The following is an 18,747-nucleotide window of genomic DNA, read 5'->3' on the forward strand; positions in this document are numbered from 1 at the left end:
GTGCCCTGCTATGCCTACCATCCTCCTGGTCGAAGACGATACCGCCCTGGCTGAACTGATTGCCACCTACCTGACACGTCATGCCTTCGCGGTTTCCATACTGTCCCGGGGCGACGAGGTTCAAGCGCATGTCCGGAAAAGATACCCGGATCTGGTCATCCTGGATCTTATGCTGCCGGGGCTTGATGGCTTGCAGGTGTGCCGCCAGCTCCGCGCAGACCATGCTGGCCTTCCTATTCTCATGCTCACCGCCCGCGACGATAGTCATGATCAAGTGGTCGGTCTCGAGTTGGGGGCGGATGACTACGTCACCAAACCCTGTGAACCACGGGTGCTATTGGCCAGGATTCGTACGCTGCTCCGGCGCAGCCAGCCGGAAACAGTTCGCAAGGATGCTTCGCGTGTCACCTTTGGTCGTCTGGAAATCGATTTAACCGAACGGGTTGTTCAGTGGCGGGACCAGCCGATCGAGCTGTCATCAGGCGAATTCGATCTTCTGGTAGCCCTGGCTCGTCATGCCGGTGAAGTACAGAGTCGAGACCAGCTCTTGCAACAGGTACGTGGTATCGAGTTTAACGGTATCGATCGCTCCATTGATGTCGCCATCTCGAAGTTGCGCCGCAAATTCGAAGATACCTCTGGCGAAGCACGCAAGATCAAAACAGTTTGGGGCAAGGGCTATCTCTTCAGCCGCTCCGAGTGGGAAGACTAGGATGTACCGGTCATGCTGAAGGTTCTGATCCGTTTATACCTGGTGGTGCTGATTACCTTCAGCCTCGCCAACTATGTAGTGCCCGAACTTGTCGTTTCATTGTCCAAAGATCGTTACGTTGCGTGGAATCTGGATCAGTTCAGAGGTCAGATGGCCTTGATCCAGCAACGATTCCTGGAGCGCCCCAAAACAGAATGGGATCAGTTGGAAAAGGAACTCAAGACCTCTTTTGCACCGCTTGAGGTCAGTCTTCGAGAAATGGCAAGCGCTCAGTTGAGCCCGGATGAGCGTGAACAACTCGAACAGGGGCTCATGGTCGTACACCTCGGTGAGTATGGCCTGCCTGATACGGTCCTGGCTCCGCTGGACAATGAGCATTTTATAGAAGAGTCCAGCCCACCCCTTCCGCTGGATATCAACCTGCTGTTCTGGGCCATGAACGTCCTGACAGGCGCAGCGCTTCTGGCCTGTCTGCTGCTCTGGCTACGTCCTCATTGGCGAGATCTGGAATCGCTCAGGCGTACCGCCTCGGCATTGGGCAGGGGAAACCTGTCTGCCCGAACTCACCTTCCCTCACGGTCCAACATTGCCGAGCTGGGCCATGTATTCGACTCGATGGCCACCGATATCGAGCGCCTGCTCAATCAGCAGCAGGAGCTGCTCAATGCAGTATCCCATGAACTTCGCACTCCCCTCTCCCGGCTCGACTTTGGCCTGGCCCTGGCGTTGTCCGAAGATATTCCAGAAGCCTCTCGTACCCGCCTGCTGGACATGACTCGTCACGTTCGTGAGCTGGACGAACTGGTACTAGAGCTGTTGTCTTACAGTCGGCTGCACAGCGTAGCCGCTCAGTTGGAGCGGGTCGAACTCAATCTGGGTGAGTTTATCGATAGCATCGTGGGAGGGTTCGCTGAAGAACTGGAGCAGCGCGGAATCCTCCTGGAGGTGGACATGGCGATGGAGAAACAGCGGGTAAGTCTGGAGCCTCGTCTGACAGCCAGAGCATTACAGAACCTGATCCGAAATGCCATTCGCTACTGTAACCACCGCATCCGCCTGAGCGTAAGTGTTTTGGATCAGGATCAGGATCATTATCAGATCACAGTTGAAGATGACGGCATTGGCATCCCGGAGGCAGAGCATGAAAAGATCTTCGAGCCCTTTTACCGGCTCGACCGCAGCCGCGACCGAACAACAGGCGGCTTCGGGCTTGGCCTTGCCATCAGCCGCAGAGCGATCGAGACCCAAAACGGGACATTAGCTGCAGACACCTCACCCTTGGGCGGCGCACGTTTCCGCCTGGACATGCCATTTCATACGTAGCTACCAAGAGGCTCTATGTTTTTTTCTCTACTGGCCGCCACCTTTGTCGTTGCATTCATCACTTCCGCCACAGTCGTCGCCTTGTTCAACCATTCGACCAAGGCTGTCCTGGCCCGAATTATCAAGGATGACGTCAGTAGCGCCTGGCATCGATACATCACGTTCGCCAGCTTTGTGGTAGGTATTTCAGGTGGCGTGCGAATCTACGACCTTGAGCGCTATATCAGCGCGCCGACTACGGATGCTCAGATACTGGTGCTTAATTCAGAACGCTGGACCCTCGAGATCTATCGCTCGTTGATTGAAACATTACAAAGCATCGCCTGGATGTATCTTGTCGTGTTTGTCGTTGCGTTGATTGCCTTCGTCATTGTTCGCGGAATCGAGGCTCGACATTCAAGATCCTGATGATGCCAATACCACAACTAGCGTTTTGGAGGCATGCAAAGGTTATTAGGCTTATTGTGCTTGCGGATAGATGACTACATTCGCCCACCGAGCATGCTCACGACAACCAAACCAAGTGGATATAAAGTCCATACAAAGGCCGCGCATGCCCAGTGACAACAGTAAGAGTCCGTGGGGGGTCTAAATCGGATATGCGGCTCGGGTAGGCCAGATCCTTAACCAGCGATGGATACCGTTACCTGGGTCCTATGGTAAGAAACCGAGCCAAGCGTGGCGATAACGACAGAACTCACGAACCAACGCGTCACGCTTGGCATGATGAAAGGCGCCGATGTAAAGGTGATCAGCAGGTTACTCCCAATAAAGCCACCCAATATGCGAACCTCAAAATAAGATGGCATAGATGTGGAATGTTCATGACTAACGTACGGTTTAAGGGATCAATCAGGCCGTTTCCGGGGCAGCCATGGCGGTTGGCATGGTAGCTCTCCAGCTGCAATGAATGTACGACAACTTTTGTCGAAGTGCGCCGCGGGAGCTTGAACGGTTGTGCTGTGTTTGGAACGTATGCGCTATTAATTGCGCTTTTTAGGCCGTTCCTCTGCTTTTGAGTGCCTATCACTGCACACTTGATTAACCGAGGTCAGGCAGCTTTAACCAACAGGCAGGCTCTCGAGCTTTATTGTCCACCACAATGTTACTATTTTTCATCTTTCACCTAGTTACTCATTTAATCAGGCGACATTAAGCTTTCTTCCATACCGCTTTGGTACCTCGGCGAAGCCCTTGAACCCCTTAATGGAAGAACTGAACATGACTAATTTGAACGCCTCTCAAGCCTATACCGCCACTGTTGGACGCCTACTGCTAGGTACACTGTTTCTGTTCAGCGGTATTGGCAAGCTGGCCGCGCCTGCTGCAACCATGGGTTACATCGGGTCCGTCGGCATACCGTTTCCACTTCTGGCCTACTTGGGAGCGATTGGCGTTGAGGTAGGGTTGGCCAGCCTGTTGCTTGTGGGCTACAAGACCCGCTGGGTAGCAGCCATCATGGCAGGCTTTACCCTCATGACGGCGGTGGTCTTCCACAATAACCTTGCTGATCAGAACCAGCTGATCCACTTTCTGAAAAACATCGCCATTACCGGTGGCCTATTGCAGGTCGTAGCCTTCGGTAGCGGCGCCTTCAGCCTGGACGGCGCTCTTAGCAAACGTCGCCTCGCTCTCGCCTGACTTGACGCCGCACGGTACGCCGCCTAAAGGGCGTACCGCCCTGCCCTGCACGATCAAAGAGACCCGCCGCCATGCCATCCGTAATGAGCGCCTTGCTGACTGGAAATGCCGTGTTGCTGTTCGTGAATGTCTTCGCCGAGCAGTTGGGCGCGCCGTTACCTTCCTATCCGCTTCTGGTCGCTTCTGGCGCCTCTGCCGACGCTCCCATGAGGCTGGTCGAGTTTCTGTTTCTCGCTTCGCTGGCTTGTGTTCTGGCAGATCTCGCCTGGTATTGGGCAGGGCGCCATCATGGCGAGCGCATTCTCACATGGTTAACAAAACTACCCTTCTCTCACCGCAAGAACGCCGGTACCTGCTCGGCTCGCTTCACCGAACGGGGCGCACGGTGGTTGCTAGTGTCCAAATTCGTACCCGGCATGGGAGCAGTCGCCACATTGATGGCAGGCGCACAACGAATGTCGCTGGCTCAATTTCTCGTGTACGACATTCTGGGTTCAATGTTGTGGGCTGGTTCAGCGCTGGCGTTAGGGCATGCCTTTCAGGCCCCGGTGCTCTTGGCGCTGGACATGGTTCAGGAATACCTACTCCCCGGGCTGGCTGTTGCCGGGCTGATGCTTGCCGCAGCCCTGCTGGCGGCACATCACCTGAAACACCGTGCCACACACCATCAGGCGAGACACCTTAATCAGCAAGCCGTCACCCATCCTCGATAACCGGCGAATCAGCCTTTTACAGAGCCTTTGGTCGAAGTGTCTTTAATCCGCACGTTCAGCGTCACGGCATCGCCGGCTTTTCAACAGGTCAATCGGTTCCCCGTCTACACAGTGATAATGCCGAGGTTCTGCATGAGTCGCGCTGGCAGGTGGGGCATTACCTTATTGGCCGGCTGGCTGGTGCAAACCGATATCGAAAGCGGTCGACTGACTCGGCTATTTCCGGATCATGACATCAATCTGAATCAGGCCAGTGCCGCCATTTCGGCGCTGTATATGCCCAATCGGCGCGGCTCAAGGCGGGTCAGCGCCTTTATCGAATTTTGCGAGGGACGCCTTTCCACTCGCCAGGCATTGCGCCTGACGCAACGCTGCGTTGTTCTGCCGTCCAATTCTCTCGCGCTGCCCCCCTCTTTAAGGTATGCCTCATCAAAGGCAGAATGAAGCACCCGCTATGCACCCGACTGATCGTAACATTATCCGGGCTGTTTTCTGCTCTAGGTGTGGGGCCGGTAGGTAGTTGTGCAGATACAGAAGATAGAGTAGCACTTCGCCTGGAGCCCATCGGGAGTAAAGGCACCTCCGCACCTGAGGCGAAGAGATAAGAAAAGATGAGAGTCAAACCTTCTGACTTTATGGCCTTTCCTGGTTACCTGAAACGCGACCTGACGGAGCATTATCCGTACAGGCAGACCACCAATAGACGTGTTCTCACACGCTTATATTGAACAAGCGGGTCTCGCTCCATTCTGTTTGTCGATTTTCTTGAAAAGACCTTGAACCGACTTGAATAACCGTTGCCTTGCCAAGAGACTTTAATGAGTACCGCATCGATGATCGAACATGAGCATTCTACTATTACACTATCAAAAGGGCTGGTATTACTTTTTGCCTTTTGCTGTGGCGCTATTGTGGCCAATCTCTATTACTCACAGCCCATCATCGAGCTGATCGCTCCCGCCGTCGGACTCAGCGAGCACGATGCCAGCCTAATCGTTTCGCTGACCCAGATCGGATATGCCCTGGGGCTGCTTCTGCTGGTTCCGCTAGCCGATCTCCTGGAAAATCGTCGTCTAATGGTTATCACGGTCCTCGCCTCGGCCGTCATGCTGATGGCGGCAGGCCTTTCGACTCAACCCAGCGTATTTCTAGTGGTCTCGCTATTAATCGGTATCAGCTCGGTGGCCGTACAAATACTGATTCCGCTGGCCGCCCATCTTGCTCCCGAACAGTCACGTGGACGCATCGTTGGCACCATCATGAGTGGACTGCTGCTGGGTATCTTGCTGGCCCGCCCGGCCTCTAGCCTGATAGCCGATCACTTCGGCTGGCGTACCGTGTTTTTTATCAGCGCGTTGATCATGTTGGCGATTGCCGGCGTGGTCTTGAAAGTGGTTCCCGCACGTCAACCGTCCCACCAGGCACATTATGGCCAGCTCCTGTTGTCATTGGTTCATCTCTTCAGACGTGAATCTGTGCTACGCCAGCGCTCGCTGTATCAGGGGTTAATGTTTGCCGCCTTCAGCCTCTTCTGGACGGCCGCGCCCCTTGAGTTGATCCGCCATTACGGTCTGTCGCAGACCCAGATTGCCGTCTTTGCTCTGGTAGGTGCTGTCGGCGCAGTGTCTGCACCGATTGCAGGACGCCTTGCCGATGCAGGCCATACTCATCGTGCCTCGGCAGTTGCCATGCTGCTTGCCGCCCTGAGTTTTCTACCAGCGCTGGTTCATTCGCCTTATGGGGTCGTCAGCTTGGCAATAACCGGCATCCTGCTCGACTTTGCCGTGCAGATGAACATGGTTCTGGGTCAGCGTGCCGTCTATATGCTCGATGCCAAGAGCCGCGCCCGTTTGAACGGCCTGTACATGACCAGCATCTTTATTGGAGGTGCCACAGGGTCGGCGATAGCCAGCACCGTTTATGAACGAGGCGGCTGGCCAGCTATCGTTCTGGTGGGCAGTAGCCTGCCGCTGCTGGCCCTGTTGTTCTTCGGCATTGGTCGCTTACGAGGCGCCAACGCATGATTGAGCTTTGATACCGAGGCGGTCTTTTCAGACCGCCTTTTTTGTATCGCGTCGGCTTATTAGCTACGAGGGGCTGCCACAAAATTCACCATCCACTGCGCGATCAGGGCGCCCTGATGAGGCTGCTCCAACGAGGCTACAGCCGTCTCGTATTGTTCGGTGGAAAAGACTGACTGGCGCCTTACCAATAGCCGGTTCGCATACTCGGCCACAAATTCCGGATGCCCCTGAAAACACAACACCTGATCGCCCATGACGAACGCCGCATTCGGGCAGTAGGCGCTACTGGCCAGGCACTGCGCAGCGGGAGGCAGCGCCGTGACCTGGTCCTGATGCGAGACGATCAGCGTGACATTCTCCAGCGGAGGCTGCTGCCAGGAAAAGCCCTGCGCGACCTCGAAACGCTGTACCCCAATTCCCCACCCTCCCTTGGCGCGTTCGGCCACCCCTCCTAGCGCCAGGGCCAGGAGCTGATGACCAAAGCAGATACCCAGGAGCTTGTCACCGTGCTCATAACGTTGTTGCACATAAGTTTTGAGGCGTTGAATCCAGGGCTCTTCGCCAAAGGAGTCCGCCTTGCTGCCGGTAACCAGATACGCATCAAAACGGGCGCCTTCCGGTGGGTAGTGGCCTTCAACGACGTTATAGACCGTACATTCAACCTGCTCCGGCACCTGCTCGAACAGACGAACAAACATGGCGCCATAGCCGTCGTACAGCTCGGCCAGTTCAGGGACAAGAATATCGGTTTCGAGAACACAGATCCGAACAGACATGGGACTCCGAGGCAATAGCAAGGGGTATGAAGCCGCTGCGCAAAAGCGCGGGCAGGAGAAATATGGTACGTCAGCTCAGGAGCGTGGTTCTACCTGGAGCTATTTTTTCGCTCCTCCTCCCTGCGAACTTAATGTTCATGGAAGCGTTTTTCCTGCGCTTCGTCGCGAACTTATTGAACAAAATGCCATCAGTAAATTTTACAAAATGTGTATTCAGCGAGAGCACTTTCGAGGCCAGGTGCACTCCACGTTTCATATAAATAGAAAAACACTATTTCACTCAAAGCACTCTTTTGGCCTACCACATCCGCTGTACATTTTATTCAATCAAAAGGAGCAGTACGTTCACGGAAGTCATGAGCAACTTTGACAGGATCAAGGAGATAAAGGCGCATGGCTATAGTTTCGCACAAGCATCAGGATGAAGAGCTTTACTGTCCCGACCATACCCGAACGTTCGACTACTTCGAAGAATTGCTCGATCTTGCTGGAATCAAGGTCAACGGTTCCAGCCCTTGGGACATCCGGCTACATAACAAGGGCGTTCCAGAGCAGGCATTTGCTCGAGGCAACCTGGGCCTGGGCGAGACGTACGTTAATGGCGACTGGGATGTCGATCGGGTGGATGAATTCATCTACCGCATCCTGAAGGCAGACTTGTCCTCGCGCATACAGCCGTCGCGGCTGGTGTTTCATTACCTGAGAAGTCAACTGTTCAACCTTCAGACCCAAAGCCGTGCCTGGCAGGTTGGGCAAACACATTACGATCTCGGTAATGACTTTTATGCCGCTATGCTGGATCCGCGGATGACGTACACCTGCGGTTACTGGAAAAATGCGACGGACCTTGCTTCTGCGCAGGAAGCCAAACTTGACCTCATCTGCCGAAAGCTCAGCCTGCGTCCCGGCATGAAGGTGTTGGATATCGGCTGCGGCTGGGGCAGTTTCATGGGCTACGCAGCGGAGCACTATGGCGTTACGTGTGTAGGGGTTACGATCTCAAGAGAACAGGCAGAGTTTGCCAAACGCCAATACGCAGGACTGCCGCTCGAATTCAGGCTGCAGGATTATCGCGACCTGGATGAGCCTTTTGACCACATCGTCAGCATTGGTATGTTCGAGCATGTTGGGCGCAAGAACCACAGGACGTTCATGGAGGTCGCTCATCGCTGCCTGAAGGATGATGGACTCTTTCTGCTCCATACCATTGGCAAGAATCAGCGGCATTCCTCTCCCGATCCCTGGATCGACAAGTATATTTTTCCTAATGGCGACCTTCCCTCGATTGGTCAGATAGGCGATGCCCTTGATGAATTATTTGTGGCTGAAGACCTGCATAATTTCGGAGCGGACTACGACAAGACGCTAATGGCCTGGTTTAAGCACTTTGATGCTGCCTGGCCAAGCTTTGAGAAAAAACTCGGCACACGCTTCTATCGCATGTGGACGTATTACCTGCAGTCTTGCGCTGCCGCCTTTCGCGCCCGGAATATCCAGTTGTGGCAGTGGGTCTTATCCAAGCGGGGCGTGCCGGGCGGCTATAACCGGCTGAGCTGAGCCTTGTGCAATCGACCCAGGCACAAGAACCATGCCTGGGTCGTTTTACCTTCAGGGCTGCGAATGCGCGCCATGATTTTGAGACCCAGTGGGATCCTTGATTTGGATGATCCTTCCCTTTTGCCAGGCATCGGCACCGGGATCGATGGCCGGAGCGACGATATCGGCCCGGGCAGCTTTTTTCGCCTTGCTGTCGATGCCCATACGACGATCACGCGCCTCGACCATCTGTGGATTGGCCTGGCCGTCGGCAGTAAATCCCATCATTAACTGAGGGACACCCAGCGGTAAGGTCTTGTCTTGGTCGGTGTGCCAGGTATGCCAGGTTTTTCCATAGGTATGAACAAGCTTTTCCATCAGCTTATGCTCCGCCGGTTCGGGTATCCCGGGTGCTACCAGCTGCCCCGATTTCACCTCGTGGACATGGCTGTGCCACAGGGCTTTCTCCGCAGCAGGCAGCTGCTTGAAGAGCGCCTCATCGATGATGTACTCCACGCCCATGATCTTGGCATCCCTGGTATTGCCGTCATAAATGACACACTGGATGACCTGTTCGTTAAGGACCGAGCAATAGTGATGAGCCTCCATCTGCCCATGCGGGTGTCCGTTGTAGAAATGGAAACCGTCCAGGTAGGCATTGAGGGCGTCGATAGGCGGCTTGCTCTGTAACACATCGGCACCGGTTTCCAGGGTCTTGGTCATGGTTTGCTTGGGCGCACCGGGCGCAGTGACATAGGACTCCGTATTACCGCCACTGGAGCAGGCGGCCAATAGGCACACCAGGGAAAGGGGAATCGCTCTTGCATTGACGCTCATGAAACACCTGTAATGATTACGCGAAATCATTTTCAGCGTAATTGAGATCTCCAGGAGCGCAACGAGGCAAGAGCTGAAGATAGGTTGCGCAACCCATGCGCCAAACGAGCGGCTGAGTCATGCAAAAAGAGAGGCTACAAGCGATAGAGCAAATGCAGCCTCACTTTTAATCACTGTTGCCTTACTCTTCCGGTAATTCAACTAAAGACTATGGCCTGTCCACAGTGCTCGCCAATCGTCCTGCAGGAGCCCAACGGGCCACAAGCGCACTACCACTTAGACATGGTGTTCAACCCTTCCGCATGCGCCGCACCCACATATGTTCAAGGCTGCCAGGGTTCGCCTTTGGTCTTTTCGGTGCGTTTCAATCGCTGTTGCATTGCGCTTTTACACAGGATTTGAGCGCTGACGGGCGCGGTAATGAACAAAAACAGGGGAATCAGCAATTCATGCAGGCTCAGGCCATCGTGCTGGGTCGTGAAATACAGCATGGATGCAATGACGGTACTGCCTACGCCCAACGTGGTGGCCTTGGTTGGGCCATGCAGCCGGGTAAAGAAATCAGGTAGCCGTAACAGCCCGATCGAGCCAATCAACGTAAACACGCTACCCACGAGGAGTAGTACACAAACGATACCTTCAAGCCATGGGTTCATATGTCTCCTTACTCAATGATGTCGCCACGGGTAATAAATTTGGCCAGTACAACCGTGCTGATAAACCCCATCAAGGCAATGATCAGCGCCGCTTCGAAAAACAGGTTTGAGTCCAGCCACAGGCCAAACAGTACGATCAATGCGATCGCGTTGATGTTGAGGGTGTCCAGCGCCAGGATACGATCGGACTGATGTGGCCCCCGTACCAGCCGGATAAACGCCAGCAGCACGGCAATCGTACATAGAGCCAGGCAAATGGGAATCACAATGGTCAGCATGGAAATATCTCCATCAGCGGCTGCTCGTAACGCGTTTTGATACTTCGAATCAGCTGCTCGGGATCTTCTTCGTTGAGTGCATGAACCAGAATGAGAGAATGATCTTCATTGAGTTCAGCCGATACGGTTCCAGGCGTCAGCGAGATGATACTCATGAGCAGGGTAAGGCCAAGGTCATCCCGAATATCCACAGGCACCTCGACAAAGATGGGATTGAGCCGCCGTGTCGGCCCCAAGACCAGTACAGCTACCTGAATGTTAGCGACGAGTGCGTCCCTGGTAACTCTAAGAAGCAACTTAATCGTCAGCCAGCCGTGTTGGGGCCGCGCGTTCTCGAACCACATTCGAGTACATAACCGTGGAATAGCCCAGCCCAGGAAAAGACCCATAATCCAGCTTCCCAGACTGATACTGTTGACCAATAGCAACCAGAGCACTACCAGAACTGCGCTTAACCATGGATGCGGAAACAATCGGCTCATCGGCTACCCTCCTGTAATACAGCACTGGCGTAAGCCGCTGGAGACATGATTTGTTGCGCAGCCTGGTCAAGGTAAAGCGTCAGCGGTTTTGCGACGACTACCAGCAGGACACTGGCGGACATCAGCGTTATCGCGGCTAACAGGCGCCAGCCATTTGCTCTCTCCTGCCCGGCGATGTCCTCACCGCCTCGCCAGAACACCGTACTGCCCGCCCGGCTTAATGCAATGACGAGGCCGAGACTGGAGATCAGCAATACCGGCCAGAGCCAGCGCGCCTCCGAAAGTGGTGCAGACTTCAGGATCAGCAGTTTGCCAAAAAATCCTGAAAACGGCGGCAGGCCCGCCATGGACACCGCCCCAATGAAAAACAGGCTGCCCAGAAGCATGGGCTGTCGCAGGGCAGGCCCTTTCTCCAGTCGGGCCCCAGTTTCCCCTCGCTGCCTGGCGACCATATCACTAAGCAGGAAGAGCCCTCCGGTAATCCATGTGGTATGAACTAAGTAGAACAGACAAGCCGAGATCGATTCCACACGTCCAAGCGACATGCCAGCCAACAGCAGCCCCACCGATACCAGCACCAAATAAGCCACCAGTTCCTGGAGTTGGCGCGCCGCCAGGGCACCGATGGACCCCAGGGCAAGGGTCAGCAAGGCCAGAGGCCACAGCAAGGGTTGCGCCAGATGGGATAATGCTCCGGCGTCAGGGCCGAACAGCAGCGCATAGATACGCAAAATCGAATATACGCCGACCTTTGTCATCACGGCGAACAATGCAGCGACCGGAGCCGTTGCCCCTGCGTAGGCACGTGGTAGCCAGAAGTACAGAGGTAGCAGGGCCGCCTTGAGTGCAAAGACCAACAGTAGCAGGAGCCCGGCGGCTGCAATCAGCGGGGCATCGCCCGTCCCTACCTGTGCGATGCGCTCAGACAGATGTGCCATATTCAGGGTGCCCAGCAGCCCATACAGCACGCCTACGGCCACCAGAAACAACGACGAGCCCAGGAGATTAAGCAGTATGTAGTGCAGGCCCGCACTTGTGCGCTCCTTGCCACCGCCGTGCAACAGCAGCGCGTAGGAGGCGATCAGCAGGATTTCGAAGAAGACATACAGATTGAACAGGTCGCCGGTAAGAAAGGCACCATTCAGGCCAGCTACCTGAAACTGGAATAACGCATGAAAATTAGGGCCGCGAGCATCGTCGCCCTGGCAGGCATAGAGTATGGCACCACTCGCCAGAACCGATGTAATCAGCACCATAATCGCACTCAGCCGATCCAGCACCAGCAGAATGCCAAAGGGAGCCGACCAGTTACCGAGGGTGTAGGTTACGATTTCATCGCGGGCAGCAACAGTGACCATCCACGCTGACAGCGGGATCAGCAGAAAGGTAGCCAACGCTGAAAAGTACCGTTTGTTTCGCGATGTCATGCTATTGAATAGTAACAGGGCCGCCCCGCTGAAAAGCGGCAGTAGAATCGGCAGGATGATCACATGGCTCATTGTTCCTCTCCGTCCACGTGATCGTTTCCAAGTTCGCAAACCGCACGGATGGACAGCACCAGCACGAATGCTGTCATCGCAAAGCTGATGACGATGGCAGTCAGCACCAGCGCCTGGGGCAAGGGGTCAGCATAGGTCTGGCTTTGACCAATGATGGGAGCAGCACCGGTCGACAAGCGCCCCATGGCAAAAAGAAAAAGATTCACAGAATAAGTGATCAGGGTCATTCCCAGCACGACCGGGAACGTACGTCCACGTAGCATCAGGTAAACACCGCTCGCTGTCAGCACACCCAAGGTGATGGCAAAAAACAGTTCCATCAGGACACGCCCTCCTCTTGCGGTCGGCCGCTTGAGGCCAAATGCGCCAGTGTCAGCAACGAGGAGCCTACAACGGTTAGGTATACGCCCAGATCAAACAGCGTCGCGCTGGCCAGTTCGACGTCACCGATCACTGGAATATGCAGGTGCGTGAACCCAGAGGTCAGGAAGGGCTTGCCAAACAACCATGCGACCAGCCCTGTCGCCCCGGCCAGCAGAATGCCGCTGCCTGCCAGGCGGCGATAATCGAGAGGCAAGCGTGCAGTCGTCCAACGAAGCCCACTGGCAATGTACTGCAGGATCAATGCTGCCGTTGTGATCAGGCCCGCTATAAAGCCGCCACCGGGCAGCTGATGGCCACGCAGAAATATAAAGACGGAAACCAGCAGGGCCAGCGGTAGTAGGAGCTTGGCCATAACCTTGAGCATCAGAGGGTGCCGATCACGTATCCAGGGGTACCCACCCAGCCCCCGCTCGGGAAGTTTGGGGTTTAGCCCGTCCAGCATGGCGTAGACGGCGATGCCGGTAATGGCCAGTACGCTGATTTCGCCCAGCGTATCGAACCCCCGAAAGTCCACTAGAATCACATTGACGACGTTGCTGCCGCCGCCTTCCGGTACGCTCCGGTCCAGGAAGAACTGCGCAATGCTCTCGTAGGGCCGCGTCAGTACCGCATAGGCCAGCAAAGAAACCAATCCCCCGCATCCCACCGCCAGTAGGCCGTCCCGTCCTCTTCGCAGTGCGGAGGATTCACGCGGTGTATGCCAGGGCAGGAAGAACAGTGCCAGTACCAGCAGGACCGTGGTGACAACCTCAACCGACAACTGAGTCAATGCCAGATCAGGCGCCGAGAACCGGGCAAACAGCAGAGAGACCATCAATCCGGCTACACTGCTGAAGACAATGGCTTGCAACCGCCGACGGTGGAACAAGACGACTGAAATCGAGGCGGCCATAAGAATCACCAGCCCTGCCGAGGTAACCGGGTCGAGTGGAGTCATCGCCACCGGCCCCGTCACTACCTCGAGATCCCACAAGGCACTCCCGGTTACGAGCAGTACGCCTATCAGCATAAGCGTCATGTATCGCTGTAGCGAGCCGTTCTCTACACGTTCGGTAAACAGAACGGTCAGCCGGACCAGACACTGGATTGCGCCCTCGAACACATCCCGCGCTTCGGCATCAGGGAGGTGGTTATACAGGCGAAACAGCGGACGCCGCATTCCAAAGTACAGCAGTACGCCACCGCCCAGCGCAATAAGGCTCATGACAAGAGGCAGATTGAACCCATGCCAGAGGGTCAGACTGTATTCGGGTAACGGTCCGCCTAATGAAACCCGTGCCGCCAGCGCAAGTAGATCGCCTACGGTCTGCTCAGGCATCAGACCTACCAGGACACACAGCAAGACGAGGATATTGACCGGCGCGCGCATCCAGAACGGTGGCTCATGGGGTGGAAAGTGAGGCATTGCCGAGGGATCAGGCGTCTTGTCTAGAAACGCCTGATGAATGAAGCGTACGGAATATGCCATGGTGAGCAGATTGGCAATGGTGGAGACGACGGGAATGACCCAATTGAACGGCCCCAGCAACCCTTGCTCCAGGGTCTCACCCAGAAACATTTCCTTGCTCAGAAAACCATTGAGCAGCGGCACTCCTGCCATCGACAACGACGCGACGATTGCAAGCAGTGCCGTATGCGGCATGTACCGGTAGAGCCCTCCCAGCCGACGCAGATCACGCGTACCGGTCTCATGGTCGATGATCCCGGCTGCCATGAACAGTGAGGCCTTGAACGTCGCATGGTTGATGGTGTGGAAGATGGCAGCTACCGAACTCATGTCGGTATCCAGCCCGAACAGCAAGGTGATAAGGCCCAGATGGCTGATGGTGGAATAGGCCAACAGCCCTTTAAGGTCTTGCTGAAAGAAGGCCATGGCTGACCCAAGCACCAGGGTAACCAACCCGGTAAGGCTGACAATATAGAACCATTCATCTGTACCTGAAATAGCTGGATACAGGCGTGCCATAAGATAAATGCCAGCCTTAACCATGGTGGCTGAGTGCAGATAGGCTGAAACAGGCGTGGGCGCTGCCATCGCATGAGGAAGCCAGAAGTGGAACGGAAACTGGGCAGACTTGGTGAAGGCACCTAGCAGAATCAGCACCAGCATCAGCGGGTAAAGGGGATGTTCAACGATACGTGAGCCGGAAACCAGGATCTGGCTCAGCTCGAAGCTGCCTGCAATGTGCCCCAGCAAAAGTATGCCTGCCAACAGGGCAAGCCCCCCGCCTGAGGTGATCGTCAGGGCCATTCGTGCTCCGCGTCGCGAATCGGAGCGATGGGACCAGAAACCAATCAGCAGAAACGAGGAAAGACTGGTGATTTCCCAGAAGACGAGCATCAGCAGCACGTTTTCGGAAAGAACGACCCCCAGCATGGCTGCCATGAATAACAGCAGGTAGCTATAGAATCGTCCAATGGCCTCCTCAGGCGATAGGTAGTATCGCGCATAGAGAATGACTAGAAGGCCGATCCCCAGAATCAGCAAGGCAAAAAGAAAACTCAGCCCGTCCAGACGAAGGCTCAGGTTGAAGCCCAGGTTTTCCAGCCATGTGTACGAAACAGTGATGGTGGCTCCCTCTGCCAACCTGGAGCGCAAATTCAACAGGATGAAGAAGGCAATCGCCGCGGGTATCGAGGCCGCAATGGCAGGCAGGCGCCGACCGCCGCGATCAAACACCGCAGGTAACAGGCTGCCAAGCAGCGGCAGTACGACAATCAGCACCAGCATCATACGGCGCGCCTACTCATCACAATGTAAACAATCATGGAATGCCTTCCGACTCCCCTATTCTAGATACAGGCTCGACTCCAACGAGCTCATTAGGGGGTGGGACAAGCGGCCGTCGCGTTAGTGCGCTGCATAATGGCATTCAGACAGGCACATGATTGATTACAGGACGTTAACAATAGCCATCAGGCGATTGATGCCGTTATCCGCTTCCGGGGGATCGTTCGTTACGATGGAGTTGTGTGCCTGCATCAACATCGTCCAGGCTCCAGCGGAAGCCCTCTATGCTTAATCACGCCAGCGCCGAAAACGCATGCAACGATCAATCAGTGGCTAAGAGAAGAAGGCGTTCGGGCTTGAGCTGTTGAAGACCCAGTGTGTTTGAGCCTGCCGGTAACTGCCTCATAAGCCCTTCGTAACAATCCTGTTACGCCATGGTGACAGTGCTGGGTCAATGCGTAACGAAATCAGGAACAGCATCGGAACACCAAAACAGGCAAAACCTTCAAGCCACTGATTAATAACGATTTTTTAAAGTTGGCACGGCACCTGCTTTATTCCTGGTATAACAAGAACAACAAATAAAACAGATCACTTCAAAACAACAAAAACAAGATTGAAAGTGGCGAAGCGAACTGATCATTTTAGAACTTGTGAAGTGTCTAAAGTAATCCGTTCACTTAAAGACAACATAATGCATCCGAAGCATCCAGGGGTTGCTTAGGGCCATACAAGAAAAACAAAAGGCATCGTGCAGCATGGTTGAGAGGGAGCTTAGGCTCCCTTTGTGCTATTTGCAGTATCGTTCAGTCAATGAATAGTTCTGAGCACGTTGCCGGTTATCCAGCGCTAGGCAACCTGATGGAACGAAATCAATCCAGGCGGGTATAGATGTAGAGTGCGGAAATTGTTAACGCAAAAAGCATCGTTACAACGCTGAGGGTGCCAGACAGTGTAAGCGCCGAAACCCTGCTTATCAGTCCCAGCCAGTCTGCTACTATCAATCCTGTGGCCATGCACACCAAAAGAGCAACTACTCGCGCCAGCATCACATCACCTGCGTTTTGCTATTTGACCATTAAGGAGCATTGCGAGATGGCACGCAATGCTGGCATATAAGTGTCAAATTGCCTCCACAAGTTCACCAAGTCACAGACCGCTTGTCGACCTGATTGCAGTTAAGTGCACACACCTGTGACGGACTTCTCTTTTGTTGAACAGGCTTATCGCTGATGCCGTCCTCGACGCCATGATTCACCCATCAGGATGACCAGATAAATCGCCCATGCACTCAGCAGGACGAATACGTCTCGAGAGGACCAGTGAAGGGGATTGAAACCTTCTCGTACACCTTGAACCCCATAGAGAATCAACGCAACGACAACCGCGCTACGACAAAGCCGCGCAAACGTCATGACTGGCTCCTTAAAAATCTCTGAACACCGTGACTATAAAGTTTTCATCAGACCCCATACAGTACACCAGCGTTGAAAGCAGTGGCTGGCCTGTCACCCAGTCCCAGCCAGAGCACGCTACCCACACATTCAGGTAACCATTTTTAATTTAATGCCTGTCAATCCTTGCAGCGCCGTTTCGTCCTTACTTGGGAATCACTTGACGACCCACTGAAAGGGCGTACGGCTTAGGGTAAAATGACTACGTAATGTAAAAGCAGATCCTGATAATGATCACGGAGGATAACCGCAATGCTGTTTGCTCTGGGTACATTACTCTGCCTGAGCGGTGCAGGTTGCCTGGCATTCGACCCGCTGGACCCTATGCTTCAGCTTGAAGGATTAGCGTTGATAGGATTGGCGCTATTGATTGTTCGTGAGGGCATACTCGAACTTAACTGAGGTATCGCCTGTAGTTGTCACGATACCTTGCCCGCCTCGCTCCGGCACATCTGATCCACCAGCTCCCGTGGATACTCGTTGAGTTCCAACTCATCACAAATGTAAGCCAATACGCTGAGACCATCCTGCTCCAGCAATCGGACCGCTGAGAGTTCACCGCATCGATAGTCATAACAGGCCCAGCTGCCTGGGTGTTTCTGACAAAGCAGAAAAGCTCGCGAGACATTTATCTCCTGCGAAACCAGCAGAGCCTGCAGTGCGGCAGTATCAACCTCACCTGTGGATTCAGACGCTTCTGAGCCGGAACTGCGCACAACCATAATTGCGTCTTGCTCAAACCTGAAGACTTCGATGTCCGACTGAGTGGTGCGACTGTAAAGGGTCGGCTGGTCCGGATTCTCGGGCTTTAATGGCGCAGGCTGGATACTCATGGGTGGGCTCATATAAGGGATAGGCATGTCATTGCAGCACTTTGATCAAGCGCACCTGGGTAGCCGCGTGGAAAAGGCTGATCCATATCAACGAACTCTGGCATTTCCGTATCCAGACTGTACGCCGTGCTTTGCAGCCAGCCAATAATCTATTTACATTTTTTTCACGAAATTTTCACGATGCGATCATGTCTAGCGATAAGGTCTGCCTGTTGTATCAGGGAGCAGTTTGGGTTCGGGTGGTGAAGTGAACTGAAAGGGAGCAAACAAGGTATGAGTCACTTTATTAGCAATACGTGCGAGCTTTTAAAGGAGCCGGCCGGCCGGCTGATACTGGAGTGCCTGCAAAGCGTTGAAAGCTATGGTCGCTCCTGGCGCCTCGATAAGGGCTCGGTTTATGGAAATCGCCTGTCGACCCTGTTTTCTGCAAGCAAACCAGACGGCCAGGGCCGTGATCGGTTGATGGTCGTTGCCGTGGAGACCCCGACATGCGACTGGACGGTTAGCTACCAGCTCTTTTAACGCTATTTTGCCCGAACGCAGGCCGATTCCCTGATACGCGACGCGTACCACGCTTTTGGGCGCCTGTCTTGCCCTGTTTATTACCCAATAGGTGGCTGAAAAGGAAGGCTCTTTTATGGGCTGGTATTATTTAATAAATTACAATAAGGCTTGGAGATGTGTTTGCGTAGGAGGCCTAACGGCGACGTTTATTAAACGGCTTGCAGCTAACTAGATGGTGCCTGGCGTCTGAGCGGTTCTCCCAGCGCCTTTTGAAGGAACGGGCCGTAAGCCCCACGGGTGCGCGATATACGCATCGATTCGTCAGGACGATCCGTCTGCTGCGCTCTAGCCGTACACGCATGAT

At 54.5% G+C, this 18,747-nt stretch carries 20 protein-coding genes; 10 read left to right on the forward strand and 10 right to left on the reverse strand.

The features are described 5' to 3' along the window. Positions 1 to 10: 10 nt before the first annotated feature. From EAW52_RS19955 to EAW52_RS19985, 7 genes are all read left to right on the forward strand, one after another. Complete coding sequence (locus EAW52_RS19955; RefSeq protein ID WP_122043728.1) at positions 11 to 712, forward strand: response regulator transcription factor; 702 nt, start codon at positions 11 to 13, stop codon at positions 710 to 712. 12 nt (positions 713 to 724) lie between these two features. Then, on the forward strand, positions 725 to 2,035 hold the full coding sequence (locus EAW52_RS19960) for an ATP-binding protein (protein WP_122043730.1): 1,311 nt from the start codon (positions 725 to 727) through the stop codon (positions 2,033 to 2,035). A 15-nt stretch (positions 2,036 to 2,050) separates the two neighbouring features. Beyond that, a complete protein-coding gene (locus tag EAW52_RS19965; protein WP_122043731.1) occupies positions 2,051 to 2,443 on the forward strand; it encodes a hypothetical protein in 393 nt (130 codons plus the stop codon). 813 nt (positions 2,444 to 3,256) lie between these two features. After that, the gene (locus EAW52_RS19970) at positions 3,257 to 3,676 is read left to right on the forward strand and encodes a DoxX family protein (protein WP_162997665.1); all 420 of its coding nucleotides are present in this window, start codon (positions 3,257 to 3,259) and stop codon (positions 3,674 to 3,676) included. Positions 3,677 to 3,747: 71 nt separating this feature from the next. Further along, complete coding sequence (locus EAW52_RS19975) at positions 3,748 to 4,389, forward strand: DedA family protein (RefSeq protein ID WP_122043734.1); 642 nt, start codon at positions 3,748 to 3,750, stop codon at positions 4,387 to 4,389. A gap of 132 nt (positions 4,390 to 4,521) precedes the next feature. Then, positions 4,522 to 4,833 (forward strand): LysR substrate-binding domain-containing protein, encoded by a 312-nt coding sequence (locus tag EAW52_RS19980; protein ID WP_122043736.1) that lies wholly within the window; start codon positions 4,522 to 4,524, stop codon positions 4,831 to 4,833. Between the two features lie 374 nt (positions 4,834 to 5,207). After that, positions 5,208 to 6,413, forward strand: coding sequence for an MFS transporter (locus EAW52_RS19985; RefSeq protein ID WP_122043737.1), 1,206 nt, complete (start codon positions 5,208 to 5,210; stop codon positions 6,411 to 6,413). 59 nt (positions 6,414 to 6,472) lie between these two features. Here the strand turns inward: EAW52_RS19985 and EAW52_RS19990 are convergent, their stop codons facing one another. Continuing rightward, positions 6,473 to 7,189, reverse strand: a complete 717-nt coding sequence (locus EAW52_RS19990) for an amidotransferase (protein ID WP_074825991.1) — start codon at positions 7,187 to 7,189, stop codon at positions 6,473 to 6,475. A 393-nt stretch (positions 7,190 to 7,582) separates the two neighbouring features. On the opposite strand from EAW52_RS19990, the gene cfa reads away from it, so the two are divergent. Beyond that, positions 7,583 to 8,746, forward strand: a complete 1,164-nt coding sequence (gene cfa, locus EAW52_RS20000; RefSeq protein WP_122043740.1) for a cyclopropane fatty acyl phospholipid synthase — start codon at positions 7,583 to 7,585, stop codon at positions 8,744 to 8,746. A 51-nt stretch (positions 8,747 to 8,797) separates the two neighbouring features. Here cfa and EAW52_RS20005 read toward each other — a convergent pair whose 3' ends face one another. From EAW52_RS20005 to EAW52_RS20040, 8 genes are all read right to left on the reverse strand, one after another. Continuing rightward, on the reverse strand, positions 8,798 to 9,562 hold the full coding sequence (locus EAW52_RS20005; protein ID WP_122043741.1) for an OBAP family protein: 765 nt from the start codon (positions 9,560 to 9,562) through the stop codon (positions 8,798 to 8,800). A 323-nt stretch (positions 9,563 to 9,885) separates the two neighbouring features. After that, positions 9,886 to 10,218 carry a Na+/H+ antiporter subunit G gene (locus tag EAW52_RS20010; RefSeq protein WP_010799056.1) on the reverse strand — a complete coding sequence of 111 codons (333 nt, stop codon included), beginning with the start codon at positions 10,216 to 10,218 and terminating at the stop codon, positions 9,886 to 9,888. Positions 10,219 to 10,226: 8 nt separating this feature from the next. After that, positions 10,227 to 10,496, reverse strand: coding sequence for a K+/H+ antiporter subunit F (locus EAW52_RS20015; RefSeq protein WP_010799055.1), 270 nt, complete (start codon positions 10,494 to 10,496; stop codon positions 10,227 to 10,229). Next, entirely contained in the window at positions 10,490 to 10,978 is a 489-nt protein-coding gene (locus EAW52_RS20020; protein WP_122043742.1) for a Na+/H+ antiporter subunit E, read from the reverse strand. The genes EAW52_RS20015 and EAW52_RS20020 overlap by 7 nt, the downstream gene beginning before the upstream one ends. Beyond that, positions 10,975 to 12,477: a monovalent cation/H+ antiporter subunit D gene (locus EAW52_RS20025; protein ID WP_122043743.1), complete on the reverse strand. Its 1,503-nt coding sequence runs from the start codon at positions 12,475 to 12,477 to the stop codon at positions 10,975 to 10,977. Before EAW52_RS20025 ends, EAW52_RS20020 begins: the two co-directional genes overlap by 4 nt. Next, complete coding sequence (locus EAW52_RS20030) at positions 12,474 to 12,797, reverse strand: Na+/H+ antiporter subunit C (RefSeq protein ID WP_122043745.1); 324 nt, start codon at positions 12,795 to 12,797, stop codon at positions 12,474 to 12,476. The genes EAW52_RS20025 and EAW52_RS20030 overlap by 4 nt, the downstream gene beginning before the upstream one ends. After that, positions 12,797 to 15,595 (reverse strand): monovalent cation/H+ antiporter subunit A, encoded by a 2,799-nt coding sequence (locus tag EAW52_RS20035; protein ID WP_122043746.1) that lies wholly within the window; start codon positions 15,593 to 15,595, stop codon positions 12,797 to 12,799. Before EAW52_RS20035 ends, EAW52_RS20030 begins: the two co-directional genes overlap by 1 nt. Positions 15,596 to 16,815: 1,220 nt before the next feature. Further along, positions 16,816 to 17,007, reverse strand: a complete 192-nt coding sequence (locus EAW52_RS20040; RefSeq protein ID WP_122043748.1) for a hypothetical protein — start codon at positions 17,005 to 17,007, stop codon at positions 16,816 to 16,818. A 291-nt stretch (positions 17,008 to 17,298) separates the two neighbouring features. Here EAW52_RS20040 and EAW52_RS25985 point away from each other — a divergent pair, with 291 nt between their 5' ends. Then, a complete protein-coding gene (locus tag EAW52_RS25985; RefSeq protein WP_010799047.1) occupies positions 17,299 to 17,448 on the forward strand; it encodes a hypothetical protein in 150 nt (49 codons plus the stop codon). 17 nt (positions 17,449 to 17,465) lie between these two features. On the opposite strand, the gene EAW52_RS20045 is transcribed toward EAW52_RS25985, so the two are convergent. Then, positions 17,466 to 17,879 carry a hypothetical protein gene (locus tag EAW52_RS20045; RefSeq protein WP_122043750.1) on the reverse strand — a complete coding sequence of 138 codons (414 nt, stop codon included), beginning with the start codon at positions 17,877 to 17,879 and terminating at the stop codon, positions 17,466 to 17,468. A gap of 273 nt (positions 17,880 to 18,152) precedes the next feature. Here EAW52_RS20045 and EAW52_RS20050 point away from each other — a divergent pair, with 273 nt between their 5' ends. Then, a complete protein-coding gene (locus EAW52_RS20050; protein ID WP_122043751.1) occupies positions 18,153 to 18,401 on the forward strand; it encodes a hypothetical protein in 249 nt (82 codons plus the stop codon). The last annotated feature ends 346 nt before the right edge of the window (positions 18,402 to 18,747 follow it).

It is taken from the genome of Pseudomonas sp. LTJR-52, assembly GCF_003691465.1.
Lineage (GTDB): Bacteria > Pseudomonadota > Gammaproteobacteria > Pseudomonadales > Pseudomonadaceae > Chryseomonas > Chryseomonas luteola.